The sequence below is a fragment of the Acidovorax sp. HDW3 genome, assembly GCF_011303755.1.
Taxonomy (GTDB): domain Bacteria; phylum Pseudomonadota; class Gammaproteobacteria; order Burkholderiales; family Burkholderiaceae_C; genus Paenacidovorax.
Genome location: NZ_CP049885.1, coordinates 1,343,120 through 1,367,402, shown reverse-complemented (window position 1 = coordinate 1,367,402; position 24,283 = coordinate 1,343,120). Strand labels below are relative to the sequence as shown.

17 protein-coding genes are annotated in these 24,283 nt (G+C 67.3%); 5 read left to right on the top strand and 12 right to left on the bottom strand.

Annotated features, from left to right (window positions below):
* Positions 1–110: 110 nt before the first annotated feature.
* The 3 genes from phbB to G7045_RS06090 all read right to left on the bottom strand — a co-directional run bounded on the left by phbB (position 111) and on the right by G7045_RS06090 (position 3,885).
* Positions 111–848 carry an acetoacetyl-CoA reductase gene (gene phbB, locus G7045_RS06100; protein ID WP_166158738.1) on the bottom strand — a complete coding sequence of 246 codons (738 nt, stop codon included), beginning with the start codon at positions 846–848 and terminating at the stop codon, positions 111–113.
* Positions 849–917: 69 nt separating this feature from the next.
* The gene (locus G7045_RS06095; RefSeq protein ID WP_166158736.1) at positions 918–2,096 is read right to left on the bottom strand and encodes an acetyl-CoA C-acetyltransferase; all 1,179 of its coding nucleotides are present in this window, start codon (positions 2,094–2,096) and stop codon (positions 918–920) included.
* Positions 2,097–2,187: 91 nt separating this feature from the next.
* Positions 2,188–3,885, bottom strand: a complete 1,698-nt coding sequence (locus tag G7045_RS06090) for an alpha/beta hydrolase (protein WP_166158734.1) — start codon at positions 3,883–3,885, stop codon at positions 2,188–2,190.
* Positions 3,886–4,017: 132 nt separating this feature from the next.
* Here G7045_RS06090 and G7045_RS06085 point away from each other — a divergent pair, with 132 nt between their 5' ends.
* Positions 4,018–4,329 carry a hypothetical protein gene (locus tag G7045_RS06085; protein WP_166158732.1) on the top strand — a complete coding sequence of 104 codons (312 nt, stop codon included), beginning with the start codon at positions 4,018–4,020 and terminating at the stop codon, positions 4,327–4,329.
* Here the strand turns inward: G7045_RS06085 and pgeF are convergent.
* The 3 genes from pgeF to G7045_RS06070 are packed head-to-tail and all read right to left on the bottom strand — an operon-like array spanning position 4,249 to position 6,067.
* On the bottom strand, positions 4,249–5,052 hold the full coding sequence (pgeF, locus tag G7045_RS06080) for a peptidoglycan editing factor PgeF (RefSeq protein ID WP_166158730.1): 804 nt from the start codon (positions 5,050–5,052) through the stop codon (positions 4,249–4,251). The genes G7045_RS06085 and pgeF overlap by 81 nt on opposite strands.
* Positions 5,049–5,717, bottom strand: a complete 669-nt coding sequence (gene maiA / locus G7045_RS06075) for a maleylacetoacetate isomerase (RefSeq protein ID WP_166158728.1) — start codon at positions 5,715–5,717, stop codon at positions 5,049–5,051. Before maiA ends, pgeF begins: the two co-directional genes overlap by 4 nt.
* Positions 5,714–6,067 (bottom strand): MarR family winged helix-turn-helix transcriptional regulator, encoded by a 354-nt coding sequence (locus G7045_RS06070; RefSeq protein ID WP_240919286.1) that lies wholly within the window; start codon positions 6,065–6,067, stop codon positions 5,714–5,716. The genes maiA and G7045_RS06070 overlap by 4 nt, the downstream gene beginning before the upstream one ends.
* A 193-nt stretch (positions 6,068–6,260) precedes the next feature.
* Between G7045_RS06070 and G7045_RS06065 the strand changes: the two genes are divergently transcribed.
* Positions 6,261–6,962: a fumarylacetoacetate hydrolase family protein gene (locus G7045_RS06065; protein ID WP_166158723.1), complete on the top strand. Its 702-nt coding sequence runs from the start codon at positions 6,261–6,263 to the stop codon at positions 6,960–6,962.
* A 17-nt stretch (positions 6,963–6,979) separates the two neighbouring features.
* On the opposite strand, the gene G7045_RS06060 is transcribed toward G7045_RS06065, so the two are convergent.
* On the bottom strand, positions 6,980–7,522 hold the full coding sequence (locus G7045_RS06060) for a DUF2242 domain-containing protein (RefSeq protein WP_166158720.1): 543 nt from the start codon (positions 7,520–7,522) through the stop codon (positions 6,980–6,982).
* Positions 7,523–7,617: 95 nt separating this feature from the next.
* Here G7045_RS06060 and G7045_RS06055 point away from each other — a divergent pair, with 95 nt between their 5' ends.
* Positions 7,618–8,166, top strand: a complete 549-nt coding sequence (locus tag G7045_RS06055) for an NUDIX hydrolase (RefSeq protein WP_166158717.1) — start codon at positions 7,618–7,620, stop codon at positions 8,164–8,166.
* On the opposite strand, the gene ligA is transcribed toward G7045_RS06055, so the two are convergent.
* The 5 genes from ligA to G7045_RS06030 form a co-directional block, all read right to left on the bottom strand.
* On the bottom strand, positions 8,167–10,254 hold the full coding sequence (gene ligA / locus G7045_RS06050; protein WP_166158714.1) for an NAD-dependent DNA ligase LigA: 2,088 nt from the start codon (positions 10,252–10,254) through the stop codon (positions 8,167–8,169). It lies immediately after the preceding gene.
* A 5-nt stretch (positions 10,255–10,259) separates the two neighbouring features.
* The gene (locus G7045_RS06045; protein ID WP_166158711.1) at positions 10,260–11,483 is read right to left on the bottom strand and encodes a cell division protein ZipA C-terminal FtsZ-binding domain-containing protein; all 1,224 of its coding nucleotides are present in this window, start codon (positions 11,481–11,483) and stop codon (positions 10,260–10,262) included.
* Between the two features lie 11 nt (positions 11,484–11,494).
* On the bottom strand, positions 11,495–15,025 hold the full coding sequence (gene smc / locus G7045_RS06040) for a chromosome segregation protein SMC (protein WP_166160369.1): 3,531 nt from the start codon (positions 15,023–15,025) through the stop codon (positions 11,495–11,497).
* A 157-nt stretch (positions 15,026–15,182) separates the two neighbouring features.
* On the bottom strand, positions 15,183–18,329 hold the full coding sequence (locus tag G7045_RS06035) for an EAL domain-containing protein (RefSeq protein WP_166158708.1): 3,147 nt from the start codon (positions 18,327–18,329) through the stop codon (positions 15,183–15,185).
* A 66-nt stretch (positions 18,330–18,395) separates the two neighbouring features.
* A complete protein-coding gene (locus G7045_RS06030; protein WP_166158705.1) occupies positions 18,396–19,835 on the bottom strand; it encodes a short-chain fatty acyl-CoA regulator family protein in 1,440 nt (479 codons plus the stop codon).
* A 128-nt stretch (positions 19,836–19,963) separates the two neighbouring features.
* On the opposite strand from G7045_RS06030, the gene prpC reads away from it, so the two are divergent.
* Together prpC and acnD are read left to right on the top strand one after the other, a co-directional pair.
* Positions 19,964–21,118 (top strand): 2-methylcitrate synthase, encoded by a 1,155-nt coding sequence (gene prpC, locus G7045_RS06025; protein WP_166158702.1) that lies wholly within the window; start codon positions 19,964–19,966, stop codon positions 21,116–21,118.
* A 381-nt stretch (positions 21,119–21,499) separates the two neighbouring features.
* Entirely contained in the window at positions 21,500–24,127 is a 2,628-nt protein-coding gene (gene acnD, locus G7045_RS06020; protein ID WP_166158699.1) for a Fe/S-dependent 2-methylisocitrate dehydratase AcnD, read from the top strand.
* Positions 24,128–24,283: the final 156 nt, after the last annotated feature.

Genomic DNA, 24,283 nt, shown 5'->3' with positions numbered 1-24,283 from the left:
CGCAAGCGCGCCCCCGCCCGCATCTGACCGGGCACAGCCGCCAGCGGCCCTGGTTCCACGGCCCACAAAAAAACCCGCACACAGCGGGTTTTTTTGTGGGCGCGTGGCGCTCAATTCATGTGCAGGCCGCCGTTGACCGAGAACTCGGCACCGGTGGCGTAGCCGCCCTCCTCGCTCGCCAGCCAGGCGATGATGGAGGCAATTTCGCTCGGCTCGCCCAGGCGCTTGACGGGCACGGTGGCAACGATTTTTTCCAGCACATCGGGGCGAATGGCCTTGACCATGTCGGTGCCGATGTAGCCCGGAGCCACGGTGTTCACCGTCACGCCCTTGGTTGCCAGCTCTTGTGCCAGCGCCATGGTGAAGCCGTGCATCCCGGCCTTGGCGGCCGAGTAGTTGGTCTGGCCGGCCTGGCCTTTTTCGCCGTTCACGCTGCTGATGTTGATGATGCGGCCAAAGCCTTTTTCCACCATGTCGGCCACCACCTGCTTGGTGACGTTGAACATGGAGTTGAGGTTGGTGTCGATGACCTGCTTCCAATCGTCGGGCGACATTTTCAGGAACATGCGGTCACGCGTGATGCCGGCGTTGTTCACCAGCACGTCGATGCTGCCATGCTCGGCCTTGGTCTTGGCAAAGGCTTCGACGGTGGACTCCCAGTCGCCGACGTTGCCCACCGAGGCGTAGAAGTGGTAGCCCAGCTCCTTTTGCTCGTCGAGCCACTTCTGGTAGTCCCGCGTCGGGCCGCAGCCGGCGATGACCTTGAAACCTTCCTTGTGCAGGCGCTGGCAGATGGCGGTACCAATGCCGCCCATACCGCCCGTCACGTACGCTACTTTCTGACCCATTCTTGTGCTCCTCTTCGGTGGTAAACCAGCCCCTGATATCTCCATCAAGGGCCGGGTGTGTTGATTGGTTTAACGCTCGAGCGCCAGCGACACGCCCATGCCGCCGCCGATGCACAGCGCGGCCAGGCCCTTCTTGGCGCCGCTGCGCTGCATCTCGTGCAGCAGCGTGACGAGCACGCGGCAGCCAGAGGCGCCAATGGGGTGGCCAATGGCAATTGCGCCGCCGTTGACGTTGACGCGCGCCGGATCGATCTCCAGCACCTTGTTGACGGCGCAGGCCTGGGCGGCAAAGGCTTCGTTCAACTCAAACAGATCAACGTCGGCAGCGCTCCAGCCGGCGCGCGCCAGCGCCTTGCGCGAAGCGGGCACCGGGCCCATGCCCATGGTGGCCGGATCGAGGCCGCTGGTGGCGTAGGCCGCAATGCGCGCCAGGGGCGTGAGGCCCAGGGCGGCGGCTTTCTTGGCGCTCATCACGACCACGGCGGCAGCGCCGTCGTTGATGCCGCTGGCGTTGCCCGCCGTCACGCTGCCGGCCTTGTCAAAGGCGGGGCGCAGGCCGGCCAGGGCCTCGGCGTTGCTCTTGCGGTTGAGGTACTCGTCGGCGGCGAAGACGATGGGGTCGCCCTTCTTCTGCGCCAGGGTCACGGGCACGATTTCGGCGGCAAAGCGGCCAGCATCCTGCGCGGCGGCGGCTTTTTGCTGGCTGGCCAGGGCCAGGGCATCCTGCATTTCGCGCGTGATGCCGTACTCGCGCGCCACGTTCTCGGCGGTGATGCCCATGTGGTACTGGTGGTACACGTCCCACAGGCCGTCGATGATCATGGTGTCTTGCAGCTTCCAGTCGCCCATGCGCTGGCCATCGCGCGAGCCGGCGAGGAAGTGCGGTGCCAGGCTCATGTTTTCCTGGCCGCCGGCAACGACGATCTCGCTGTCGCCCGTGGCCACGGCCTGGGCGGCGAGCATCACGGCCTTGAGGCCGGAGCCGCAGACGGCGTTGATGGTCAGGGCCGGGGTTTCCTTGGCAATACCGGCCTTCATCAGCGCCTGGCGCGCCGGGTTCTGGCCGCAGCCGGTGGCCAGAACCTGGCCCATGATGACTTCACCGACCTGGTCGAGGCTGACGCGGGCGCGCGCCAGGGCTTCCTTGATGACGATGGCGCCGAGCTCGGTGGCGGGGGTCTTGGCGAGCGTGCCGCCAAACTTGCCAACAGCGGTGCGGGCGGCGGAAACGATGACGATGTCTTCCATGGCTATCCTTTTGTATCCTTTGGGGGAACGAGAATGATCCGAGGCAGGGTCGGGGCCTGGGCGACAACCCTGCCATTGTGGCAGGAGAAACTCAGGCTTTTTGCTTCACGTAGCGGCCCGGGGCCGGTTCGATGGCTTTGTAGCGCTGGCCTTTGCCGTAGCTCTTGGGCGCGGCGATCTGCTTGCCGGCGTGGCCCTGCAGCCAGGCGGACCAGTCGCTCCACCAGCTGCCTTTGTGCTCGGTAGCGCCGTCGATCCAGGCTTCGAGCGTGGCGGGCAGCTCGCCGCCCTCGCGCGTCCAGTGGCTGCGCTTGCCCTTGGCCGGTGGGTTGATGACGCCGGCAATATGGCCCGAGGCGCCCATGACGAAGCGCTTCTCGCCCGGCAGCACCTGGGTGCTGGCGTAGGCGGCGTTGATGGGCACGATGTGGTCCTCGCGCGAGCCGTAGATGTACACCGGCAGGTTCACCTGGCGCAGGTCGAGCTTTTCACCGCAGACGGTGAGCGCGCCGGGCTGCACGAACTTGTTTTCCAGGTACATGTTGCGCAGGTACCAGGCGTAATACGGGCCGGGCAGATTGGTGCAGTCGCTGTTCCAGTACAACAGGTCAAAAGCGGGCGGTGTTTCACCCTTGAGGTAGTTGCCGACGACGTAGTTCCACACCAGGTCGTTGGGGCGCAGGAAGCTGAACGTGGAGGCCAGCTCCTGCCCGCGCAGCAGGCCGCCCTGGCCCATTTGCAGCTCGCGCAGGCGCACCGAGGGCTCGTCGATGAACAGGTCAAGGATGCCGGTGTCGGCAAAGTCGATCAGCGTGGTCAGGAAGGTGGCGCTGGCCACCGGCTTTTCGCCGCGCGCCGCCAGCACCGCCAGGGCGTTGGCGAGCATGGTGCCGCCGACGCAAAAGCCCAGGGCGTTGATCTGCGGCGCGCCGCTGATTTTTTGCACCGTGTCAATGGCGGTGAGCACGGCCTCGTCGATGTAGTCGTCCCAGGTCTTGTGGCCCAGGCTGCTGTCGGGGTTGCGCCAGCTGACGACGAAGGTGCGCTGGCCCTGCTCGGCGGCGTAGCGCACCAAAGAGTTTTCAGGCTGCAAGTCGAGGATGTAGTACTTGTTGATGCACGGCGGCACCAGCAGGAAGGGGCGCTCGTACACCTTCTCCGTCAGTGGCTTGTACTCGATGAGCTGAAAGAGCTCGTTCTCGAACACCACCGCGCCTTCGGTGGTGGCAACGTTGCGCCCGACCTCGAACAGGCTCTCGTCGGTCATCGACACATGGCCCTGGCGCAGGTCGTGCAGCAAGTTGGCCAGGCCCTTGGCAATGCTCTCGCCGTGGCTGTCGATGGCTTTTTTCTGCGCCTCGGGGTTGAAGGCGAGGAAGTTGCTCGGCGCCACCGCCGCCAGCCATTGCTCGATGCCAAAGCGGATGCGGTTGCGGGTTTTTTCGTCGGCCTCGACGGCGTCGGTCAGCTGCATCATGGTGCGTGAGTTGAGCGCATAAGCCGCCGCAGAGAAGGCCGCCAGCGGGTTGTGCGCCCAGCCCTCGCCCGTAAAGCGCTTGTCGCCCGCCGGCGTTGGCGCCTGCAAGCCCTGGTTCCACAGCTGCGCGACGTCGTGCAGGTACTGGTTTTGCAGGGCCTGGATTTTTTCCGGCGCCAGGCGCAGCGGCAGCGGCGCCTTGCTGCTGCCCGCATCGACGTTTTGAAAAGCTTGCAATGCCTGGGCCCAGCCTTGGGTGAACATTTGCTGCAATTGCTGGGAGCCTTGGGCCCAGAGTGATTCAGAATCCATGCCTCAACCTCAGTAAACAAAAAACAAAGAACGCCACTTGCCATTGTTGCCCAGCGCTGTGCGCAAACGCAACGATTGCTACGGGGTTTTACTCACCCTTTCATCAAGCTTTCACTCGCCCCCTGCCTTCACATGTATTTGGTCGTCATTGCCTGGCTCTACGTCACCTTCATGATGGCGCTGGCCGAAGCCACGAGCAGCCACGGTTCGCTGCTCGGCGCTGCCATCACTTTCACGCTTTACGGGCTGCTGCCCATGGGCATCGTGGTTTACATCCTGGGCACGCCGGCGCGCAAGCGCCAGCTGCGGGCGCAGCAGGCGGCAGAACAGGCCGCCTGGGAGGCCCAGCAAGCAGCGCCACCCCTAGGTGCTGCGCCAGATGCAGGCGGCGAAGCGCCCGCTGCCACCAGCGTCGCTGCCGCCTCGGTGCGAAAAGAAACGTGAGGCATTGCCCACCGTGCACCAAGGCGGTGTGCTGTCGTTGCCGTAGATGGCCGTAATGCCCAGCGCCGCCAGCCGCCGGCGTGCCAGGGCAGCCAGATCGGCCAGGTATTTGCCACCGGGCCGGGCAACAAAGCAGCCCTGGGCGCCCGGATCGGCAGCGCAAAAAGCCTGGCGCACCTCGGCGCCGACCTCAAAAGCCTGTGGCCCGATACAGGGGCCGAGCCAGGCCAGGGTTTGACTTGCTATTGTTTTAGGAGCTGCTTGCGCTTGCCTGGTAAGCGCTAGGGCCGAAAAACGTTCAAAAGTCGTGGTCAGCACCCCCGCCGCCAGGCCGCGCCAGCCGGCGTGGGCTGCGGCCACCACGGCGCCGCTGCGGTGCGCCAGCAGCACTGGCAGGCAGTCGGCCACCATGATGGTGCAGACCAGGCCGGCCTCGGCACTGGCGCAGGCGTCGGCCTCGCTGCCCTGCGGGGTGTGGGGCGAGAGCGTCAGGCAGTGCGTGCCGTGTACCTGGCGCAAAAACGGCGCGTGTCGCCCGCCCTCGGTCTGCAATGCCTGCAGCAGCCGGGCACGGTTGGTGTGCACGGCAGCGGGGTCGTCGCCCACATGGTCGCCCAGGTTGAGGCTGGCAAACGGGGCCTGGCTGACGCCGCCCGCGCGCGTGCTGCACAGGGCGTGCACGCCGGGCGGCGCTGGCCAGTCGGGGCGCAAAAAATCCATCATGCGGCGTCAGGACAGGCGCTGGGGTGCGCACGGGCAAAGGCGGGCAGCTGCTGGCAGGCGGCCTGCACGGCCAGGATGTGCGGCAGATCGGCGCAGGGCACGCCAAAACGGTCGGCGTTGTAGAGCTGGGGCAGCAGGCAGCAGTCGGCCAGCGTGGGCGCATCGCCCCAGCAGTAGCGCGAGGGCGCCAGTCCGGCCTGGGCGCGCTCTTGCGCCAGCAGGGCCAGCTGGCGCTCGAATGCCTGCAGGCCGCTGCGCACCCAGTGCTGGTACCAGGCGGTTTTGGCCTCCTCGCTGCTGTGCATGTCGTGCACCAGGTAGCGCAGCACGCGCAGGTTGTTCAGCGGGTGGATTTCGCACGCCACCATCTGCGCCAGCGCCCGTACCTGGGCGCGGGCCAGGGGGGCAGACGGCAACAAGCGCGGGCTCTGCGGATAGGCTTCTTCCAGGTATTCGATGATGGCCAGCGACTGGCTCAGGAGCGCGCCGTCGTCCGTCTGCAGCCGGGGCACGAGCGCGTCGCCCTGGGCGCTGGCGTAGTCGGCCTGCAACTGCTCGCCCTGCACCAGGTGCACCGGCAGATAGTCGTAGGGCAAGCCCTTGAGCTGCAGGGCAATGCGCACCCGGTACGAGGCCGAGGAGCGAAAGTAGCTGTAGAGCTTCACAGCGGGCCTTGTTCGATTTTGCCCAGCAGGCGCACCAGTTCGGCGCGTTCGTGGGCGTCGAGCGGCGCCACCAGGCGCTCTTGAATCTGTGGCCCGATCTGCGCCATTTGCAGCGCCTGGCGCTCGCCCTCGGGCGTGAGCCACAGCAGTTTGCGCCGGCGGTCGCGCTGGTCGGATTCACGTTCGAGCCAGCCGCGCCCTTCGAGCCGGGTGATGACCGAGCCCGAAGTGGCCGCATCGAGCGCCACATGCTGCGCCAGGGTCACCTGGTCGAGCCGGGGGCGTTCAAGCAGCGTCATGAGGATGGCGAACTGCACCGGGGTGACATCAAACTCCAGCATCTCTTCCATGAAAATCGCTGCCGCCCGCTGGTGGGCGCGACGAATCAAGTGGGCCGGTACCTGACGAAAATCGTAAGCTCTGCTCATAGAGGCAGTGTAGTGCAGCCCAAGGGGGCTATAGGGTTTGCCAACTCATACTGCAGCCGCCATAGGCAAATTGGCAGCATCCGTGGTGGCACACTGGCGTTTTTGAGCCGCTGCCATGACGACTGCCTACGTTCTACCGCCCGCCCCCACCCCCAGCTTGCCCGTTGTCGGCACGCCAGCGCGCTTTGCGGTGCGCCGCATTTACTGCGTGGGCCGCAACTACGCCGAGCACGCCCGCGAAATGGGCGCCAGCGGGCGCGAGGCGCCGTTCTTCTTCCTCAAGCCAGCCGACGCCCTGTTGCCCGTAGAGGGCAGCGCCCCCACCCACCTGCCCTACCCCAGCCTGACGCAAGAGCTGCACCACGAAGTGGAGCTGGTGGTGGCCATTGGCCTGGGCGGGCGCGATATTGCCGTGGACGAGGCGCTGCGCCACGTCTGGGGCTACGCCGTGGGCCTGGACATGACGCGGCGCGACCTGCAGGCCGAGATGAAAAAACAAGGCCGCCCCTGGTGCATTGGCAAAGGTTTTGACGCCAGCGCCCCCATCGCCGCCCTCACGCCGGCAGCACAGGCGGGCGACCTGGCGCAGGCCCACATTCGCTTGCAGGTCAACGGCCAGGAGCGCCAGCACGGCGAGATTGCGCACATGATCTGGAACGTAGCGGAGACGATTGCCGCCCTCTCGCGCGCCTGGACGCTGCAGCCGGGCGACCTGATCTTGACCGGCACGCCCGCCGGTGTGGGCCCGGTGCAGCCAGGCGATGGCATCAGCGCCCAGATTGACGGCCTGACGCCGCTGCAGCTGGTGGTGGATTGATGGCGGGGGGGCCGGTTTTACTGCTGCGCCAGCTGCTCATCGAGCAGATCGAAAAAGCTGCGGTAAAAACGCGCCTCGGTCACGGTTTGCGTGCCCGTCTTGACCATGCCGTCGCTGCCGCCGTCGAGCGGTAACGAGAGCGAGCCCAGCCCGCCGACCCCGAGCGAGGCCGATTCCTTGCCCTTGCGCAGCGAATAAATATCTTGAATGGCGGCGGCGTACACCACCGCCGCATCGCCCGCCTGCAGGGCGCAGACCACGCGCAGCTCCAGCGCCACATGTGATTCGGCCTGCGGCTGGTAGAACTTGCGCCCCGTCACCTCGGCATCTGTGGCGGCGCTGATAACGTAGCCCTGGCCCAGCAGCACGCGGCGCGCGGCCTCGCAAGCCTGGGCCGGTGCGGTTTCATAGTGGCGAGAAAAATTGGCGGCGGCGTTGAACACCTCGGGTTCAAACTTCTTCAAGGGCGCCACTTGCTGGCGAAAGCAACCCGCCAACACCATCCCCAGGGCCAGGGCCAGCCCCGCGCGGGCCAGCCGCCCGATTCCTTGCACCGTCATTTTTTGCTTGCACTCCTGTTGAGCGCGCCATCCTAACGCCTGCCACGGTGGCCCATGCCGCCAGCGCCGACAAAATACCCGCACAATGCGGCGCTATGCACTTTCGCCGCCCCATCCACTACTGCCGTGCCTGCGGCAGCCCCGTCGAGCAGCGCATTCCCGACGACGGCGACACGCGCGAGCGCGCCGTCTGCCCCCGCTGCCACACCATCCATTACGAGAACCCGCTCAACGTCGTCGGCACCGTGCCCGTGCTGGGCGAGAAGGTGCTGCTGTGCAAGCGCAACATCGAGCCGCGCCGGGGCAAATGGACGCTGCCGGCGGGCTTCATGGAGCTGCAAGAAACCACCAGTGAAGGCGCAGCCCGCGAGACGGTCGAAGAAGCCGGGGCGCAATTTACGCTGGGCCCGCTGTTTGCCGTGCTCAATGTGCCCCAGGCCGGCCAGGTGCACCTGTTCTACCGCGCCCAGCTGCACAACGACTGCTTTGACCCCGGCCACGAAACCCAGGAAGCGCGCCTGTTTGCCGAAGATGAAATTCCTTGGGACGAGATTGCTTTTCGCACCGTCAAAGCCACGCTCGAATGCTTTTTCAACGACCGCCGCCAGGGGCAGTTTGGCATCCACTGCGTGGATATTGCCTAGCTAGCCCATTCCCAACAACGCCCGCAGCCCCTCTTCATCGAGCACCTTCACCCCCAGCTGCTGCGCCTTGGTGAGCTTGCTGCCGGCCTCGGCGCCGGCAATCACGTAATGGGTTTTGGCGCTGACCGAGCCCGCCACCTTGGCGCCAGCGGCTTCGAGCAGCGCCTTGGCCTGCTCGCGGCCCAGGCTGGGCAGGGTGCCGGTGAGCACCACGGTCTGGCCGGCCAGGGGCTGGGGAGCGTCGGCGGCGGGCGCCTCCCAGGCAATGCCGCAGGCCAGCAGCTGCTGCAGCACGCTGCGGTTGTGCGGCTCGGCAAAAAAATCGACCACGGCCTGCGCCAGCACCGGGCCCACGTCGCTGACCTGCAGCAAATCCTCGGCGCTGGCCTGCGCCAGGGCGTCGAGCTTGCCAAAATGCCGCGCCAGATCTTTGGCCGTGGCCTCGCCCACATGGCGAATGCCAAGGCTGTACAGGAAACGGGCGAACGTGGTTTTTTTCGATGCCTGCAGCGCCGCCAGCAGGTTTTGCGCCGATTTTTCCGCCATGCGCGGCAGGGCGGCCAGGGTCGGCAGGTCCAGGCGGTACAGGTCGGGCAACTGGCGCACCAGGTCGGCATCGACGAGCTGATCGACCAGCTTCTCGCCCAGGCCCTCGACGTCCATGGCGCGGCGGCTGGCAAAGTGCAGCAGCGCCTGCTTGCGCTGCGCCGGGCAGAACAGCCCGCCCGAGCAGCGGTGGTTCATCTCGCCGCGCTCGCGCACGACGTGGCTGGCGCACACCGGGCACTGCGCCGGCATCCGGAAGTTGGGCACGTAGGCCGGGCGTGGGCCGGGCAGGCGCCCGACGACTTCGGGGATGACGTCGCCCGCGCGGCGCACGATCACGGCGTCGCCCAGGCGCACGCCTTTTTTGCGGATTTCAAACAGGTTGTGCAGCGTGGCGTTGGTCACCGTCACGCCGCCGACGAACACCGGTGCCAGGCGCGCCACCGGCGTGAGCTTGCCGGTGCGCCCGACCTGGATGTCGATCGCCTCGATGCGCGTCGCCATCTCCTGCGCCGGGTATTTGTGCGCCACGGCCCAGCGCGGCTCGCGCGTTTTAAAGCCCAGCTGGCGCTGCAGCGCCAGGCTGTCCACCTTGTAAACCACACCGTCGATGTCGAACGGCAGGCCATCGCGCTGGGCACCAATGCGTTGGTGATATGCTATTAATTCAGTAGCACCTCGCGCTTGCTGCACAAGGCTTGAGACCGGAAATCCCCATGTTTTGAGCTGCTGCAGCAGGTCCGAATGGCGGCTCCAGGCCGGGCCGCCCTCCTCCCCGGGCGTGACGGCGCCCAGGCCGTAGGCGAAGAACGACAGCGGGCGCTGCGCAGCCACGCCGGCGTCGAGCTGGCGCACCGCACCGGCGGCGGCGTTGCGCGGGTTGACGAAGGTTTTCTCGCCCTTCTCGCGCTGGCGCGCGTTGAGTTGCTCGAAATCGGCGCGCGCCATATAGACCTCGCCGCGCACCTCGAGCAGCGCCGGCACATCGGCGGGCAGCTGCAGCGGTATCTGGCGGATGGTGCGAATGTTGTGCGTCACGTCCTCGCCCACCTCACCGTCGCCGCGCGTGGCCGCCTGCACCAGGCGAGCGCCTTCGTAGCGCAGGCTCATGGCCAGGCCGTCGAACTTGGGTTCGGCCACGTACTGCACCGGCGCGTCGCCCTCGTGCAGGCCCAGCTCGCGGCGCACGCGGGCATCGAATGCCTGGGCGCCGCTGGCCTCGGTGTCCGTCTCGGTCTGGATGCTGAGCATGGGCAGGGCGTGGCGCACGCTGGCCAGGCCGGGCATGACGGCGCCAATCACCCGCTGCGTGGGTGACTCTGGCGTGATGAGGGCGGGGTAAGCATCTTCGAGCGCTTGCAGCTGGGCGTACGCGCGGTCGTACTCGGCGTCGGGCACGCTGGGGGCGTCTTGCACGTAATACTCGTGCGCCCAGCGGTTGAGCTGCTCGCGCAGTACTTCTATTTTGATAGCTACTCGCGCTGGAATGGCGGGCGCTGGCGCCTCATCAGAGGCACCAAAAAGATCGGTTTGATGGCCCATGGCGCTTAGCTGAACAGGCGCCGCGCCAGCGGGCTGCCGGCGCACAGCTCGCGCCCGTCGAGCAGGTCGTAGAGCTGCTCCAGGTCGGCGGCGATGGCGTCCATTGCCATGCTGGGCAAGGGGGTGCCGTCCTGGTCGCACAGCAGCGCATCCATGCTATCGGCCAGGGCCTGGGCGACTTCGCGCAAGCGCTCCAGCGGGCGTTCGGCGCGCGCGACCTGGGGCACGTCCAGGCTCAGGTTGAGTTCGCGCACGGCCGACTGGTCCATGTCGTCGGCCAGGGCAGCGTGCTGGTCGAACGACAGCTGCAGCAGGGGCGCGTGCCCGGGGGTGGAGCTGGGCAGCTGCAGCAGCCCTGGCATGGCGCCAGCGACAAAGCCCAGGCGCGCGGCGCTTTGCTGCACGTAGCCCGGGCTCCAGGCGGCCTGGCGGGCGCAGAGCAGGAACGAGAGCTGGGCGTCGTGGCCGCTGGCGAACTGGTCAAGCTCGCGTGCGCGCGCCACTTCGTGCGCCATGTCGGGGAATTCGGGGGCGGCGCCCAGGCTGTCGCAAAACGCCTGGGTCTTGGCGACGAATTCAGAAAACTCGATCTGCGTCAGCGCCCCGGTGCGGTTGGCCAGCTGCACCCCGGCCTGGAAGGCCATGTAGCGCTGGCCTGGCTGCGGCGCCTCCCACAGCTGGCTGCTGGCGTTGAAGCCTTCGATGGCAAAGGGCTTGCTGCCCGCGCGCTGGGTGGGGGGCATGGCGGCCAGGGCGGCTTCGCCAGAGACCAGGTTTTCAACCAGCAGCGAGGCCATGGCGTCGATCAGCGGGTCGAGATGGATTTTGGCGTGCGCGGCGCCCGCGCGCTGCAGCAGCGCATCGTGCACCGGCGCAGCGTGCGCGGCGCTGGCGGCGAGCACCTGCGCGGCTGCATCTTCGTCGTCTGCGTCCCGCTCCAGAGCCGCCGGGGGCACGCCCATGGCGCCGGCTGGGGCCTCGGCCAGGCCCGGCTCGCGCCGGCTGGCGGGCGTGACGGGCACACCGCTGGCGCCAAAAGGGGCGTCGAACGCGGGCTCGGCGCGCAGACCGGGCGCCAGTGCCTCATCCGCCTCGGGCGGCGGTACGGGGGCGCTCTCGGGCTGGGCACGGCGCGGTTGGTTGCGGTGGGTGTTCCAGGCGTTGTAGGCAACGATCACGGCCAACACAATGCCGCCAATGATTGCCAGACTCAGTTGCAAGGTGCTCATGGTTGCTATTTTCAGGCCATCTCGGCCATGGACAGGGCCGATTCCATATCGACCGCGACGATACGTGAAACGCCCTGCTCCTGCATGGTCACGCCAATGAGTTGCTGGGCCATTTCCATGGCGATTTTGTTGTGGCTGATGAAGAGGAACTGCGTGCCGCTGCTCATGGCCGACACCAGTTTGGCGTAGCGCTCGGTGTTGGCGTCGTCCAGCGGCGCATCGACCTCGTCGAGCAGGCAAAACGGCGCCGGGTTGAGCTGGAAGATGGCAAACACCAGGGCGATGGCCGTCAGGGCCTTCTCGCCGCCCGAGAGCAGGTGGATGGTCTGGTTCTTCTTGCCCGGCGGCTGCGCCATGACCTGCACGCCGGAGTCGAGGATTTCATCGCCGGTGATGATGAGCCTGGCCTGGCCGCCGCCAAACAGCTCGGGGAACATGCGGCCAAAGTGGCCATTGACGGTGTCGAACGTGCCCGAGAGCAGCTCGCGCGTCTCGGCGTCGATCTTGGCGATCGCCGCCTCCAGGGTGTTCATGGCCAGCGTCAGGTCTTCGGTCTGGGCGTCGAGGAAGGTCTTGCGCTCGCGCGCCAGGCCCAGCTCTTCGAGCGCCGCCAGGTTGACCGCGCCCAGCGCGGCAATCTCGCGGTGCAGGCGCTCGATCTCGCTTTGCAGGCCGTGCTGGCGCACGCCGCCCTCGGCGATCGACTGTGCCAGCTGCGCCAGGTCGGCCTGCGCCTCGGTCAGCAGCTCGCTGTACTGCTCCAGTCCCAGGCGCGCAGCCTGCTCCTTGAGCTGGAATTCGGTGATGCGCTGGCGCAGCGGCTCCAGGGTTTTTTCCGCCTGCAGGCGGCGCTCGTCGCTCGCGCGCAGCTGCGCTGTCAGGCCGTCGTACTGGCTGCGGCATTCGGCCAGGGCCTGTTCGCGCGCCATTTTCAGTGCCAGGGCATCCTGCAGCCCGCCCTGGGCGGCGGCGGCCGACAGGCGCTCTTGCTCGGCCTGGGCGCGCTGCTGCTCGTCGGCCAGGGCGCGCGTTTGCTGCGCGGCGGTGTCCATGGTGCGCGCCAGCTCGGCGCGGCGTGCCTGCAGGCTGCGCTGCGAAAACTGCGCCTCCTGCGCGCGCCGCTCCAGGCTGCGCTGCTGCTCGCGGCCATCGGCCAGGCGGCGTTCGGCGGCGATGACGGCGTCGCCCAGCTGCGCCTCGGCCTCTTGCTGCTCGGCCAGCTGCAGGTCGAGTTCTTCAAAGCGCGCCTCGCTCAGGGCGCGGCGCTCGGCCCAGTCGGCCAGCTGCGCCTGCACCTCGGCCAGGTCGTCGCCCAGCTGCTGGCTGCGCGCGCGCGTTTGTTCGAGCTGCTGCGACAGGCGCAGCACCTGCACCTGCAGCGCGTGCGCGCTGGCCTGGCTGCTGCTGGCTTCGCGGCGCACGGCCTGCAGGCGGGTGTTGGCGTCCTGGTACTGGTGCTCGGCACGGGCCAGGGCGGTGCGCGCCTCGTCGCACAGGTATTGCTGGGCGCGCAGTTCTTTTTCCAGGTGTTCGATCTCCTGCGCGCGCGCCAGCAGGCCGGACTGCTCCGAGTCCTGGGCGTAAAAGCCCACGCTGTGCCGGCCCACGGCGTGGCCGCTGGCGAGAAAAATCGTCTCCCCCGGCTGCAGCTGGTTGCGCGCGGCCAGGGCCTCGTCCAGGTGCGCGGCGGTGTAGCAGCCCTGCAGCCAGTCGGTGAGCAGCGCGCGCAGCGGCGCATCGGCCACGCGCAGCAGGCCGGCCAGGGGCTGGAGGCTGCTGCCAGCGGGTGCGCCGGGGCTGCAGTCTTGCAGGCTGAAGAACACCAGGCGCGCCGGCGGCACACCCTGGCCGCTGCTGCCGGCAAAGCCGCGCACGCTCTCCAGGCGGCCCACTTCGAGCGCGCCCATGCGCTCGCGCAGCGCGGCTTCAAGGGCGTTTTCCCAGCCCTGATCGATGTGGATGCGGCTCCACAGGCCCTGCAGGCCGTCAAGCCCCTGCTGCGCCAGCCAGGGCTGGAGCTTGCCCGAGACTTTGACCTTCTCCTGCAGCGCCTTGAGCGCCTCCAGCCGCGCCGACAGCTCGGCCTGGCGCGCGCTTTGTTCGTTCACCGCCTGCTGGCCGGTGCTGCGCGCCTCGTCGAGCTGGGGCAGACTCTCTTGCAACTCGTGCAGCTGGGCCTCGGCCAGCTCGGCGGCCTCGCTGGCCACGGCCAGCTGGGCCTGCAGGTCTTCGAGCTCAGCCGCATCGGGCGCAACCAGGGCCTGGCGCTCCTGGTGCAGGCGTTCGCTGCGCGCCTGCGCCTGGCGGCTTTGCTCGTCGAGGCTGCGCTGTTCGGCTGCGAGCACCTGGATTTGCTGCTGCACCTGCACCACCCTAGCGCGCTGGCCGCTGGTGCGCTCTTGCGCCTGGCGCAGCGCGTCTTCAAGCTCGGGCAGGCGCGCGGCCTGTTCTTCGAGCTGGGCGGCGAGGATTTCTGCCTGCTCCTCGGCATCGAGGCCGGCGCCTTCGAGGGTTTCGAGCTCGGCCTGGGCCTCTTGGCTGCGCTCGGCCCATTGCGCGCTCTGCTCTGCGAGCTGCTGCAGGCGCTGGGCCACGCGCTGACGGCCTTCGACGACGTAGCGGATCTCGGCCTCGAGCTTGCCCACTTCAGCCGTGGCCTCGTAGAGCTGGCCCTGGGCCTGGTTGACGGCGTCGCCCGCCGCGTAGTGCGCCTGGCGGATGGCTTCGAGGTCGGCCTCGACGTGGCGCAGCTCGGCCATGCGCGCCTCCAGGTCGTTGACGGCCTGCAGGCCCTCGGTGCGCACGCAGTTTTGCTCGGCCTCGGCCTCGGCGCGCTTGAAGAACCACAGCTGCTGCTGCTTGAGCGTGACGTCGCCGTGCAGGGCGTTGTAGCGCGCGGCAACCTCGGCCTGCTTTTCGAGTTTTTCCAAGTTGGCGTTGAGCTCACGCAGGATGTCGTCCACGCGCGTGAGGTTCTCGCGCGTGTCGGCCAGGCGGTTTTCGGTCTCGCGCCGGCGCTCTTTGTATTTGCTGACGCCCGCCGCTTCTTCGAGGAACAGGCGCAGCTCCTCAGGGCGGCTTTCGATGATGCGGCTGATGGTGCCCTGGCCGATGATGGCGTAGGCGCGCGGGCCCAGGCCGGTGCCCAGGAACACGTCCTGCACGTCGCGCCGGCGCACGGCCTGGTTGTTGATGTAGTAGCTGCTGCCACCGTCGCGCGTGAGCACGCGCTTGACGGCGATCTCGGCAAACTGGCTCCATTGGCCGCCGGCGCGGTGGTCGGCGTTATCGAACGTGAGCTCCACACTGGCGCGGCTGGCGGGCTTGCGGCTGGTGGTGCCGTTGAAGATCACGTCCTGCATGGACTCGCCGCGCAGCTCGCTGGCCTTGCTCTCGCCCAGCACCCAGCGCACGGCGTCCATGATGTTGGATTTGCCGCAGCCATTGGGCCCCACCACCCCGACGAGCTGGCCGGGGAGCAAAAAATTGGTGGGCTCGGCAAAAGACTTGAAGCCGGAGAGTTTGATGGACTGCAGGCGCACGGGGGCTGGGCTGGTGGTGTGTGGGCGCCGGGGCGGGCGCGGACAGCCGGCGATCATACCGCGCCGCCCTCCCCGCTTGCCGGCCTGGGCGGCTGCGCTCAAATAAGTATAAAAAACGGCTCTAGCGCCCTACCAGCAAGCGCTAGCAGCTATTGTTTTAGGAGTTACCGGGCGGCGCCTGCGCCAGCACCAGGGCCTCAAATTCGGCGGCGGGCAAGGCCGGGCTTTTGAGGTAGCCCTGCCAGGCATGGCATTGGGCGCGCTGCAAAAAGTCGCGCTGGGCCTCGGTCTCCACGCCCTCGGCGATCACGCGCAGGCCCAGGCTGCTGCCCAGGGCGACGATGGTGCGGGCGATGGCGGCGTCGTTGGGATCGACGAGCACGTCGCGCACAAAACCCTGGTCGATCTTGAGCTGCTCCAGCGGCAGGCGCTTGAGGTAGGCGAGCGACGAATACCCCGTGCCAAAGTCGTCGAGCGCAAAGCGCAGGCCATAGCCCTTGAGCTGCACCATCTTGGCCACGGTGTCCTGCACGTCCTGCAGCAGCAGGCTTTCGGTGAGTTCGAGCTCCAGACGGCGGGCATTGGCGCCGGCGCTGGCAATGGCGGCGAGCACGCCGGGCACGAAGCTCTCCTGGTGGAATTGGCGCGCACTCACGTTCACCGCCAGCGTCAACGCCGCCAGCGCCGGCTGCCGGGCCCAGGCGGCGAGCTGGGCGCAGGCGGTGTGCAGCACCCACTGGCCAATGGGCAGGATCAGCCCCGTATCTTCGGCCAGCGGGATGAAGGTGGCGGGCGAGACAAAGCCCAGCTGCGGGTGGCGCCAGCGCAAGAGCGCCTCGCAGCCGATGATGTGCCCGGCCATGTCCATCTGCGGCTGGTAGTACAGCGCCAGCTGGCCTTGCGCCAGGCCCTCGCGCAGATAGCGTTCGAGCTGCGCGCGCTCGTGCAGCACGGCCTGCACCTGCGGGTCGTGGAACTGCAGCTGGTCGCGCCCGGCGGCCTTGGCCTGGTGCATGGCGAGGTCGGCTTTCTTGAGCAGCTCGGCCTCCGTATCGCCCAGGCCCTGAAACACCACGGCTCCCATGCTGACGCTGCCATGGTAGGGCTCGGCGCCCAGCATGAAGGGCGCGCGCAGTACCTGCAAAATGCGCTCGCCTTCGGCGCGTGCCTGCTCGACCGCCTGCTGCGGCTGGGCCTCCAGGCTTTCGAGCACGACCACGAATTCGTCATCACCGTGGCGCGCAACACTGGCGTGCTCGTGCATACAGCCGCGCAGGCGCTCGGCCATCTGGCGCAGCAGCTGGTCACCCCAGTCGTGGCCGCGCGTTTCGTTGAGGTTTTTGAAGTGGTCGATGTCAAGCAGCAGCAGCGCGCCGCTGTGGTGCAAGCGGGCACAGCCGCCAAGCACCTGGCGCAAGAGCTGCAGCAGCTGTTGGCGATTGGGCAGCTCGGTCAGGGCGTCGTAGTGCGCCAGGTAGTTGATTTCTTCCTGCGCTGCGCGCTGCGCCGTCACGTCTTCAAAAATCACCAGATGGTTCTCCCCCTGGAGCACGCCCGAGATATCGACGATGCGCTTGCTGTCGTCGGCGCACACAATTTCGTATTCGCCCGTAGCAATCACCCCATCGGCCTGTGGTGCTTGCTCGCACAGCACCTGCCAGTGGCTGCGGATGCGCTCGCGCACCCGGGGGTCGGGGTAAGCGCGCAGCCACCAGCTGCTCGTGCTTTGCAGCTGCGCCTCGGTGTAGCCCGTGATTTCGACAAAGCGCCGGTTGCGAAACACCACCTCCTCGCCCTGCGCAACGAGCAAGATGCCCACTGGCAGATGGTCAAGAATGGCGCGCAGGCGCTGTTCACTCGCGCGCAGCGCCTCTTGAATCTGGCGCCGCTCCGTAATGTCTTGGATGACGCTGACGTAAAACGCCGCCTCGGCCCCGCCTTGCTCGATGCGCGAGAGCGTGCAATCAACCCAGATCGGGTGGCCGCCAGACTGCACCAAGCGCTGCTCCAGGCGCAGTGCCCCCACCTGCCCGGTCTGCAACTGCTGCAGCTGCTCTTGGTAAGCGGGCCAATCTTCGGGCGATACCAGGCTGCGCACGCTGCGCGCCTGTAGCTCGGGGGCGCTGTAGCCGACGATGTCGCAGTAGCGCTGGTTGACGCGCTCAAAGCGCTCGTCGTGCGCGCTGGTCAGGGCCACACCGACGGCGGCCTGGTTGAACACGGCACGAAAGCGCTCCTCGCTGCGCTGCAGCTCCAGCAGCGAGCGATCGGCGTGTGACAAGGCGCGTGAGCGCTGGTGCAGCAGCAAATGGGCCAGGGCGCCCAGCAGCAAAGACACCAGCAAGCCACCGCTGCCAATCCACCAGGGCAAGGCCTGTTCCGCCGGCGAGAGCATGTTGCGCGTGGGCACGAACAACAATCGCCAGCGCCGCCCCTGCACTTGCAGCGCACGGCGGGCGGGCTGCAAGTCGCCCTGCTGCAGCTGCTCGGCACTGGGAAAGCCGCCAAATTCCCCCATGAACTGGGGCTCACCCGGCTGCAGATCGGTATCGCTGCCCAAGTCCTCCAGTTTCAGCGCCACACCGTTCAAAAAACCCTGCGCGTGCACGGCGTCGAGCAGTTCGCTCAGGCGCAGCGTCACGGCAACCGAGCCCATGAACTGCGCCGGCGTGCCAGCGAATACCGGGCCGCGCAAAACCACAGCCAGGGGTTGATCGGTCTCTTGCAACAGGCCAAAAGGCGCCGACAGCGTGGTTTCACCCGTGGCGCGGCCACGCTCGACGGCAGCCAAATTAGCGGGTTGCGACGCAATGTCGAGCCCCCACACGCCAGCATTGCGCTCCAGGGGCCAGAGGTATTCGATGATGTAGTGCTCGGCGCGCTCGATGCGGGGGTGGATGATGCCCTGCTCAGGCAGGCCCGTGGCCCGGGCCTGGGCCTGCAAACGCTGCTCAAAGGCGGGCAGATCGGCGGCAGGCACGAGGCGCGAAAACGAGAGGTTGCGCAGCTCGGGGTAGCGCTGTCGAAAGTCGTGCGCGCTGGCCACCAGGTCAAACTGCTGGTGGCTCAGCGCGGGGTTGACGATGAACATGTCGCGCGCACTGGCCACCACTTCGGCATACGAGGCCATGCGCTGGGCCAGGGCGTCGGTGCTCGATCGCACCTCATCGACCAGGCGTGCCTGCGCCAATGCGGCGCCGGTGTGCAGCTGCTGCTGCACCAAAAGTGCCGTGACGCCCCAGCCCAGCAACACCACGGCCACGCTGGCACGCCAAAAACCCCGAGAACGCGAACGAAATGCCATGCAGCCCCCGCGCTGTAGTCATTGCAGTGCAGCATAGCGCCGTTTTTTAGCGCGGCTGCTTGGCAGTTACCCCGCCACCGGGTACGGCGCGAGCGCGCTGCGGTTCTCGTTCACGGCCAGCGCCCGCCCCAGCGCTGGAAAGGCGCGCTGCGGGCAGGCGGCACGCTCGCACACCTTGCAGCCCATGCCGATGGGCACGCCAGCCTCGGGGTCGGCCAGGTCCAGGCCCTTGGCGTACACCAGCTGCGGCGCGTGGCGCACGTCGCAGCCCAGGGCGACGGAAAAGGTTTTCTCGGGCGCACCAAAGCCGCCGGCGCGGCGCGAGACGGTGCGCGCCACCCACAGGTAGGCGCGGCCATCGGGCATCCGGGCAATCTGGCGCACGATGCGCCCGGGCTGGGCAAAAGCCTCGTACACGTTCCACAGCGGGCAGGTGCCGCCGATCTTGCTGAAGTGAAAGTGCGTGGCCGACTGGCGCTTGCTGATGTTGCCCGCCCGGTCCACGCGCACGAAGAAAAACGGCACGCCCCGCGCCTGGGGGCGCTGCAAGGTGGAGAGGCGGTGGCACACGGTCTCAAAACCGACGCCAAAGCGCAGCCCCAGCTGGTCGATGTCGTAGCCCAGCTTCTCCGCCGCCTGCAAAAAAGCGCCATAGGGCAGCACCAGGGCGCCGGCGAAGTAATGCGCCAGGCCGACGCGCGCCAGCGCCCGCGCCTGGGCGCTGGCCAGGCCCGCGCCCTCGGCCAATTGCTGCAAGAGCGGTGCACACTCCAAAAACGCCAGCTGCGTGGCCATGTGAAAGGCGCGCTGCCCCGCCTCCAGAGAAGCGGCCAGGCGCAACACGCGGCTGGCGGGATCGAACTGGCGCCAGGGGGTGTCGGCCTGCCCGTTGGCCTCGGGTGCATCGTCGAGCACGCAGCGCACGCCGTGGGCCGCGAGCAGGCGCTGCGCCAGCGCCTCGTGCGCGCGAGCAGGCTGCAGGCCCCAGGCGCTGGCGTATTGCTCGGCCAGGTCGTCAAGCTCAGCGATGTGGTTGTGGCGGGAAAAGAAAAAGTCGCGCACCTCCTCATAAGCGGGCGGCGCGCCCTGCAGCAACGGGCCGCCGCGCTCGTCGCCCAGTTGCGCAGCCAGGGCGTCGGCGCGCTCCTGCGCGCTGCGCTGGCCCTGGTGCAGCGCCAGCAGGCGGCGCGCCAGGGCGGGCATGTTGGCAGCGAGTTCGCGCATCTCTGCGAGCGACACGGCCTCGCTGCCCGGGGGCGCGTCGGCCAGGGCCTCGCGCAGGCCGGCCACCAGGCGGGCCTCGTCGTCGTCGGAAAAGCGCTGCACATCAACGCCGAACACGGCGTTGATCTTGAGCAGCACCGGCACGGTGAGCGGGCGCTGGTTTTGCTCGATCTGGTTGAGGTAGCTGGCTGATAACTCCAGCGCACGCGCCAGCGCCACCTGGGTCATGCCGCGCTCCTCGCGCAGGCGGCGCAGGCGCACGCCCATAAAGGTTTTTTTCATGGTGGATTTATTCGCAAATTTCGCAAAACAAGCGGCAAGCCTTTGCAATCATTCGCCAATTCAGGGCTTACCGAGGGGGTGCATTGTGCGTAAATTGCGAAGCATTGCAACCCCACCCTGGAGACACCATGACCCTGAGCGCCCCTGCCCTGGCCCCCAAAGGCAAAAAATCCGTCGCCCTCTCGGGCGTGCAGGCGGGCAACACCCAGCTATGCACCGTGGGCCGCACGGGCAACGACCTGCACTACCGGGGCTACGACATTCTGGACATGGCCGAGGTCTGCGAGTTTGAAGAAATCGCCCACCTGCTGGTGCACGGCAAGCTGCCCACACGCGCCGAATTGAAAAGCTACAAGGCCAAGCTGCGCGCCCTGCGCGGCCTGCCCGGCAGCGTGAAGGCGGCGCTCGAACATCTGCCCGCCGCCAGCCACCCCATGGACGTGCTGCGCACCGGCGTATCGGCCCTGGGCTGCGCCCTGCCCGAAAAAGACGACCACAACCTGCCCGGTGCGCGTGACATTGCCGACCGGCTCATGGCCAGCTTGGGATCGATGCTGCTGTATTGGTACCACTACAGCAACTCGGGCCGGCGCATCGAGGTGGAGACCGATGACGACTCCATCGGCGGGCATTTTCTGCACCTGCTGCACGGCGAGAAGCCTTGTGCATCCTGGGTGCGCGCCATGCACACCTCGCTCAACCTGTACGCTGAGCACGAGTTCAATGCGTCAACCTTCACGGCGCGGGTGATCGCCGGCACGGGCAGCGACATGTATTCGAGCATCGCGGGCGCCATTGGCGCGCTGCGCGGCCCCAAGCATGGCGGCGCCAACGAGGTGGCATTTGAAATTCAAAAGCGCTACGACAACCCCGACGAGGCCGAAGCCGACATCCGCCGCCGCGTGCAGGCCAAAGAGGTGGTGATCGGCTTTGGCCACCCGGTCTATACCGTGAGCGACCCGCGCAACGTCGTCATCAAGGGCGTGGCCCAGCGCCTGTCGCAAGAAGCCGGTGCCACCAAGATGTACGACATTGCCGCGCGGCTCGAAGCCGTGATGTGGGAGGTCAAGCAGATGTTCCCCAACCTCGACTGGTTCAGCGCCGTCAGCTACCACATGATGCAGGTGCCCACTGCCATGTTCACCCCCCTGTTCGTCATTGCCCGCACCAGCGGCTGGGCTGCGCATGTGATCGAGCAGCGGATGGACAACAAGATCATCCGCCCGAGTGCGAATTACACCGGGCCGGAGGATCAGCAGTTCGTGCCGATCGAGGCGCGCTGAACATCAAAAACCATAGCTGCTTGCGCTTGCCAGATAAGCCTCTCGGCTGTTTTCACCCTCTCCCCTTGCGGGAGAGGGCCGGGGAGAGGGGGAAAGATACAGGCACAGCGCCTGCCAAGCCCCTCTCCCCCAGCCCCTCTCCCACAGGGGGAGAGGGGAGCAACTCCGATCGGCCACCTTGCCCAAAGCCATGAACTATCAAAACCATAGCTGCTTGCGCTTGCTCGATGTGCCTCCCGGCTGCTTTCACCCTCTCCCCTTGCGGGAGAGGGCCGGGGAGAGGGGGAAAGATACAGGCACTGCGCCTGCCAAGCCCCCTCTCCCCCAACCCCTCTCCCACAGGGGGAGAGGGGAGCAAAACCACCATACCGTGCCCTCACCATGAACACCGCCCACCGCAAACCCCTGCCCGGCACTGCCCTGCATTACTACGATGCCCGCGAAGCCGTCGATGCCCTGGCCCCCGGCGCCTGGCCCCGCCTGCCCTACACCGCCCGCATCCACGCCGAGAACCTGGTGCGCCGCGCCGACCCGGCGCAGTTGAACGACTACCTGCGCCAGCTCATCGAGCGCCGGCGCGACACCGACTTTCCGTGGTTCCCCGTGCGCGTGGTGTGCCACGACATCCTGGGGCAGACGGCGCTGGTCGATCTGGCGGGGCTGCGCGATGCCATTGCCGCCCAGGGCGGCGACCCGGCGCAGGTCAACCCCGTGGTGCCGGTGCAGCTCATCGTGGACCATTCGCTGGCGGTGGAGTGCGGCGGCTATGACCCCGAGGCCTTTGCCAAGAACCGCGCCATTGAAGACCGGCGCAATGAAGACCGTTTTCACTTCATCGAGTGGACGAAACAAGCCTTTGCGAATGTGGAGGTGATCCCGGCGGGCAACGGCATCATGCACCAGATCAATCTGGAAAAAATGTCGCCCGTCGTCTACGTGCAAGATGGCGTGGCCTTCCCCGACACCTGCGTTGGCACCGACAGCCACACGCCGCACGTCGATGCCCTGGGCGTGATCGCGGTGGGCGTGGGCGGGCTGGAGGCCGAGAACGTGATGCTCGGCCGCGCCAGTTGGATGCGCCTGCCGACAATAGTGGGCGTGCAGCTCACCGGCTGGCGGCAAGGCGGCATTACCGCCACCGATATTGCCCTGGCGCTGACCGAGTTTTTGCGCCAAGAAAAAGTCGTGGGCGCCTACGTGGAGTTTTTTGGCCAGGGGGCCGACAGCCTCTCGGTGGGCGACCGCGCCACCATCAGCAATATGTGCCCCGAATATGGCGCCACGGCGGCGCTGTTTGCCATCGACGAACAGACCATCGCCTACCTGCGCCTGACCGACCGCACGCCCGAGCAGGTGCAGCTGGTGCAAACCTACGCCCAAACCGCCGGCCTGTGGCGCACCGACCTGCAGAGTGCCGAGTACGAGCGCGTGCTGCGCTTTGACCTCTCCAGCGTGGTGCGCAACATGGCGGGCCCGAGCAACCCGCACCGGCGCCTGCCGACCACGGCGCTGGTCGAGCGCGGCATTGCCGGCACGGCCAAGCTGCAAAAAGCCCGCGAAGAAGAAGCCCAGGGCCTGCTGCCCGATGGCGCCGTCATCATTGCCGCCATCACCAGCTGCACCAACACCAGCAACCCGCGCAACGTCATCGCCGCCGCGCTGCTGGCGCGCAATGCCCGCCGCCTGGGCCTCACGCGCAAGCCCTGGGTCAAAACCTCGCTCGCGCCCGGCTCCAAGGCGGTGGAGCTGTATTTGAAAGAAGCCAACCTGCTGGCCGACCTGGAGGCGCTGGGCTTTGGCATCGTCGGCTTTGCCTGCACCACCTGCAACGGCATGAGCGGCGCGCTCGACCCGAAGATTCAGCAAGAAATCATCGTGCGCGACCTCTACAGCGTGGCCGTGCTTTCGGGCAACCGCAACTTTGACGGGCGCATCCACCCCTACGCCAAGCAGGCGTTTTTGGCCTCGCCGCCGCTGGTGGTGGCCTATGCCATTGCGGGCACGGTGCGTTTTGACATCGAAAACGACGTGCTGGGCGTGGTGAACGGCCAAGCCATCCGCCTGCGCGACCTGTGGCCCAGCGACGCGGAGATTGACGCCATCGCCGTCCAGGCCGTCAAGCCCGAGCAGTTTCGCGCCGTGTACGCGCCCATGTTCAGTCTGCACAAGCGCCGCGCCGAGCGCGTCAGCCCGCAGTACGACTGGCGCGCCCAGTCCACCTACATCCGCCGCCCGCCGTACTGGGATACCGAGGGCGTGGGGGCGCTGGCCGCCTTCCCGCGCACGCTGCGCAATATGCGGCCCCTGGCCATCCTGCCGGACAACATCACCACCGACCATATCTCGCCCTCCAACGCCATCCTGGCCGACAGCGCCGCAGGCGAGTACCTGGCGAAGATGGGATTGAGCGAAGAGGACTTCAACTCCTACGCCACGCACCGGGGCGACCACCTCACCGCCCTGCGCGCCACCTTTGCCAACCCGCAGCTGGTCAACGAAATGGCGGTGGTCGATGGCAAGGTGCAAAAAGGCTCGCTGGCACGCATCGAGCCCGAAGGCCAGGTGGTGCGGATGTGGGAGGCGATCGAAACCTACCTCCAGCGCCGCCAGCCGCTCATCATCATCGCCGGGGCGGATTACGGCCAGGGGTCGAGCCGCGACTGGGCCGCCAAGGGCGTGCGCCTGGCGGGGGTGGAGACCGTGCTGGCCGAGGGCTTTGAGCGCATCCACCGCACCAACCTGATCGGCATGGGCGTGCTGCCGCTGGAGTTCCTGCCAGGCACGACGCGCCTGACCTTGGGACTGGACGGCACCGAGACCTATGACGTGGAAGGCGCACTGCAGCCGTGTGCCAGCCTGAGCCTGCTCATCCACCGCAAGAGCGGCCAGACGGAGCGCGTGCCGGTACGCTGCCGCCTCGATACGGCAGAAGAAGTCAGCGTGTACGAGGCGGGCGGCGTGCTGCAGCGCTTTGCGCAGGATTTTCTGGCGCAGCAGGTGGCGGTGTGAAACCACCCCTCTCCCCAACTCTTCTCCCGCGAGGGGCTTATGTATGCACACATCTTTTGACGGCTCCCATCCGCCTGGTCAAAGGGCGGTTTTTGCTCCCCTCCCCCCTCGCGGGGGAGGGGCCGGGGGAGAGGGGGCGCTGGCAGCGCCTTGCCT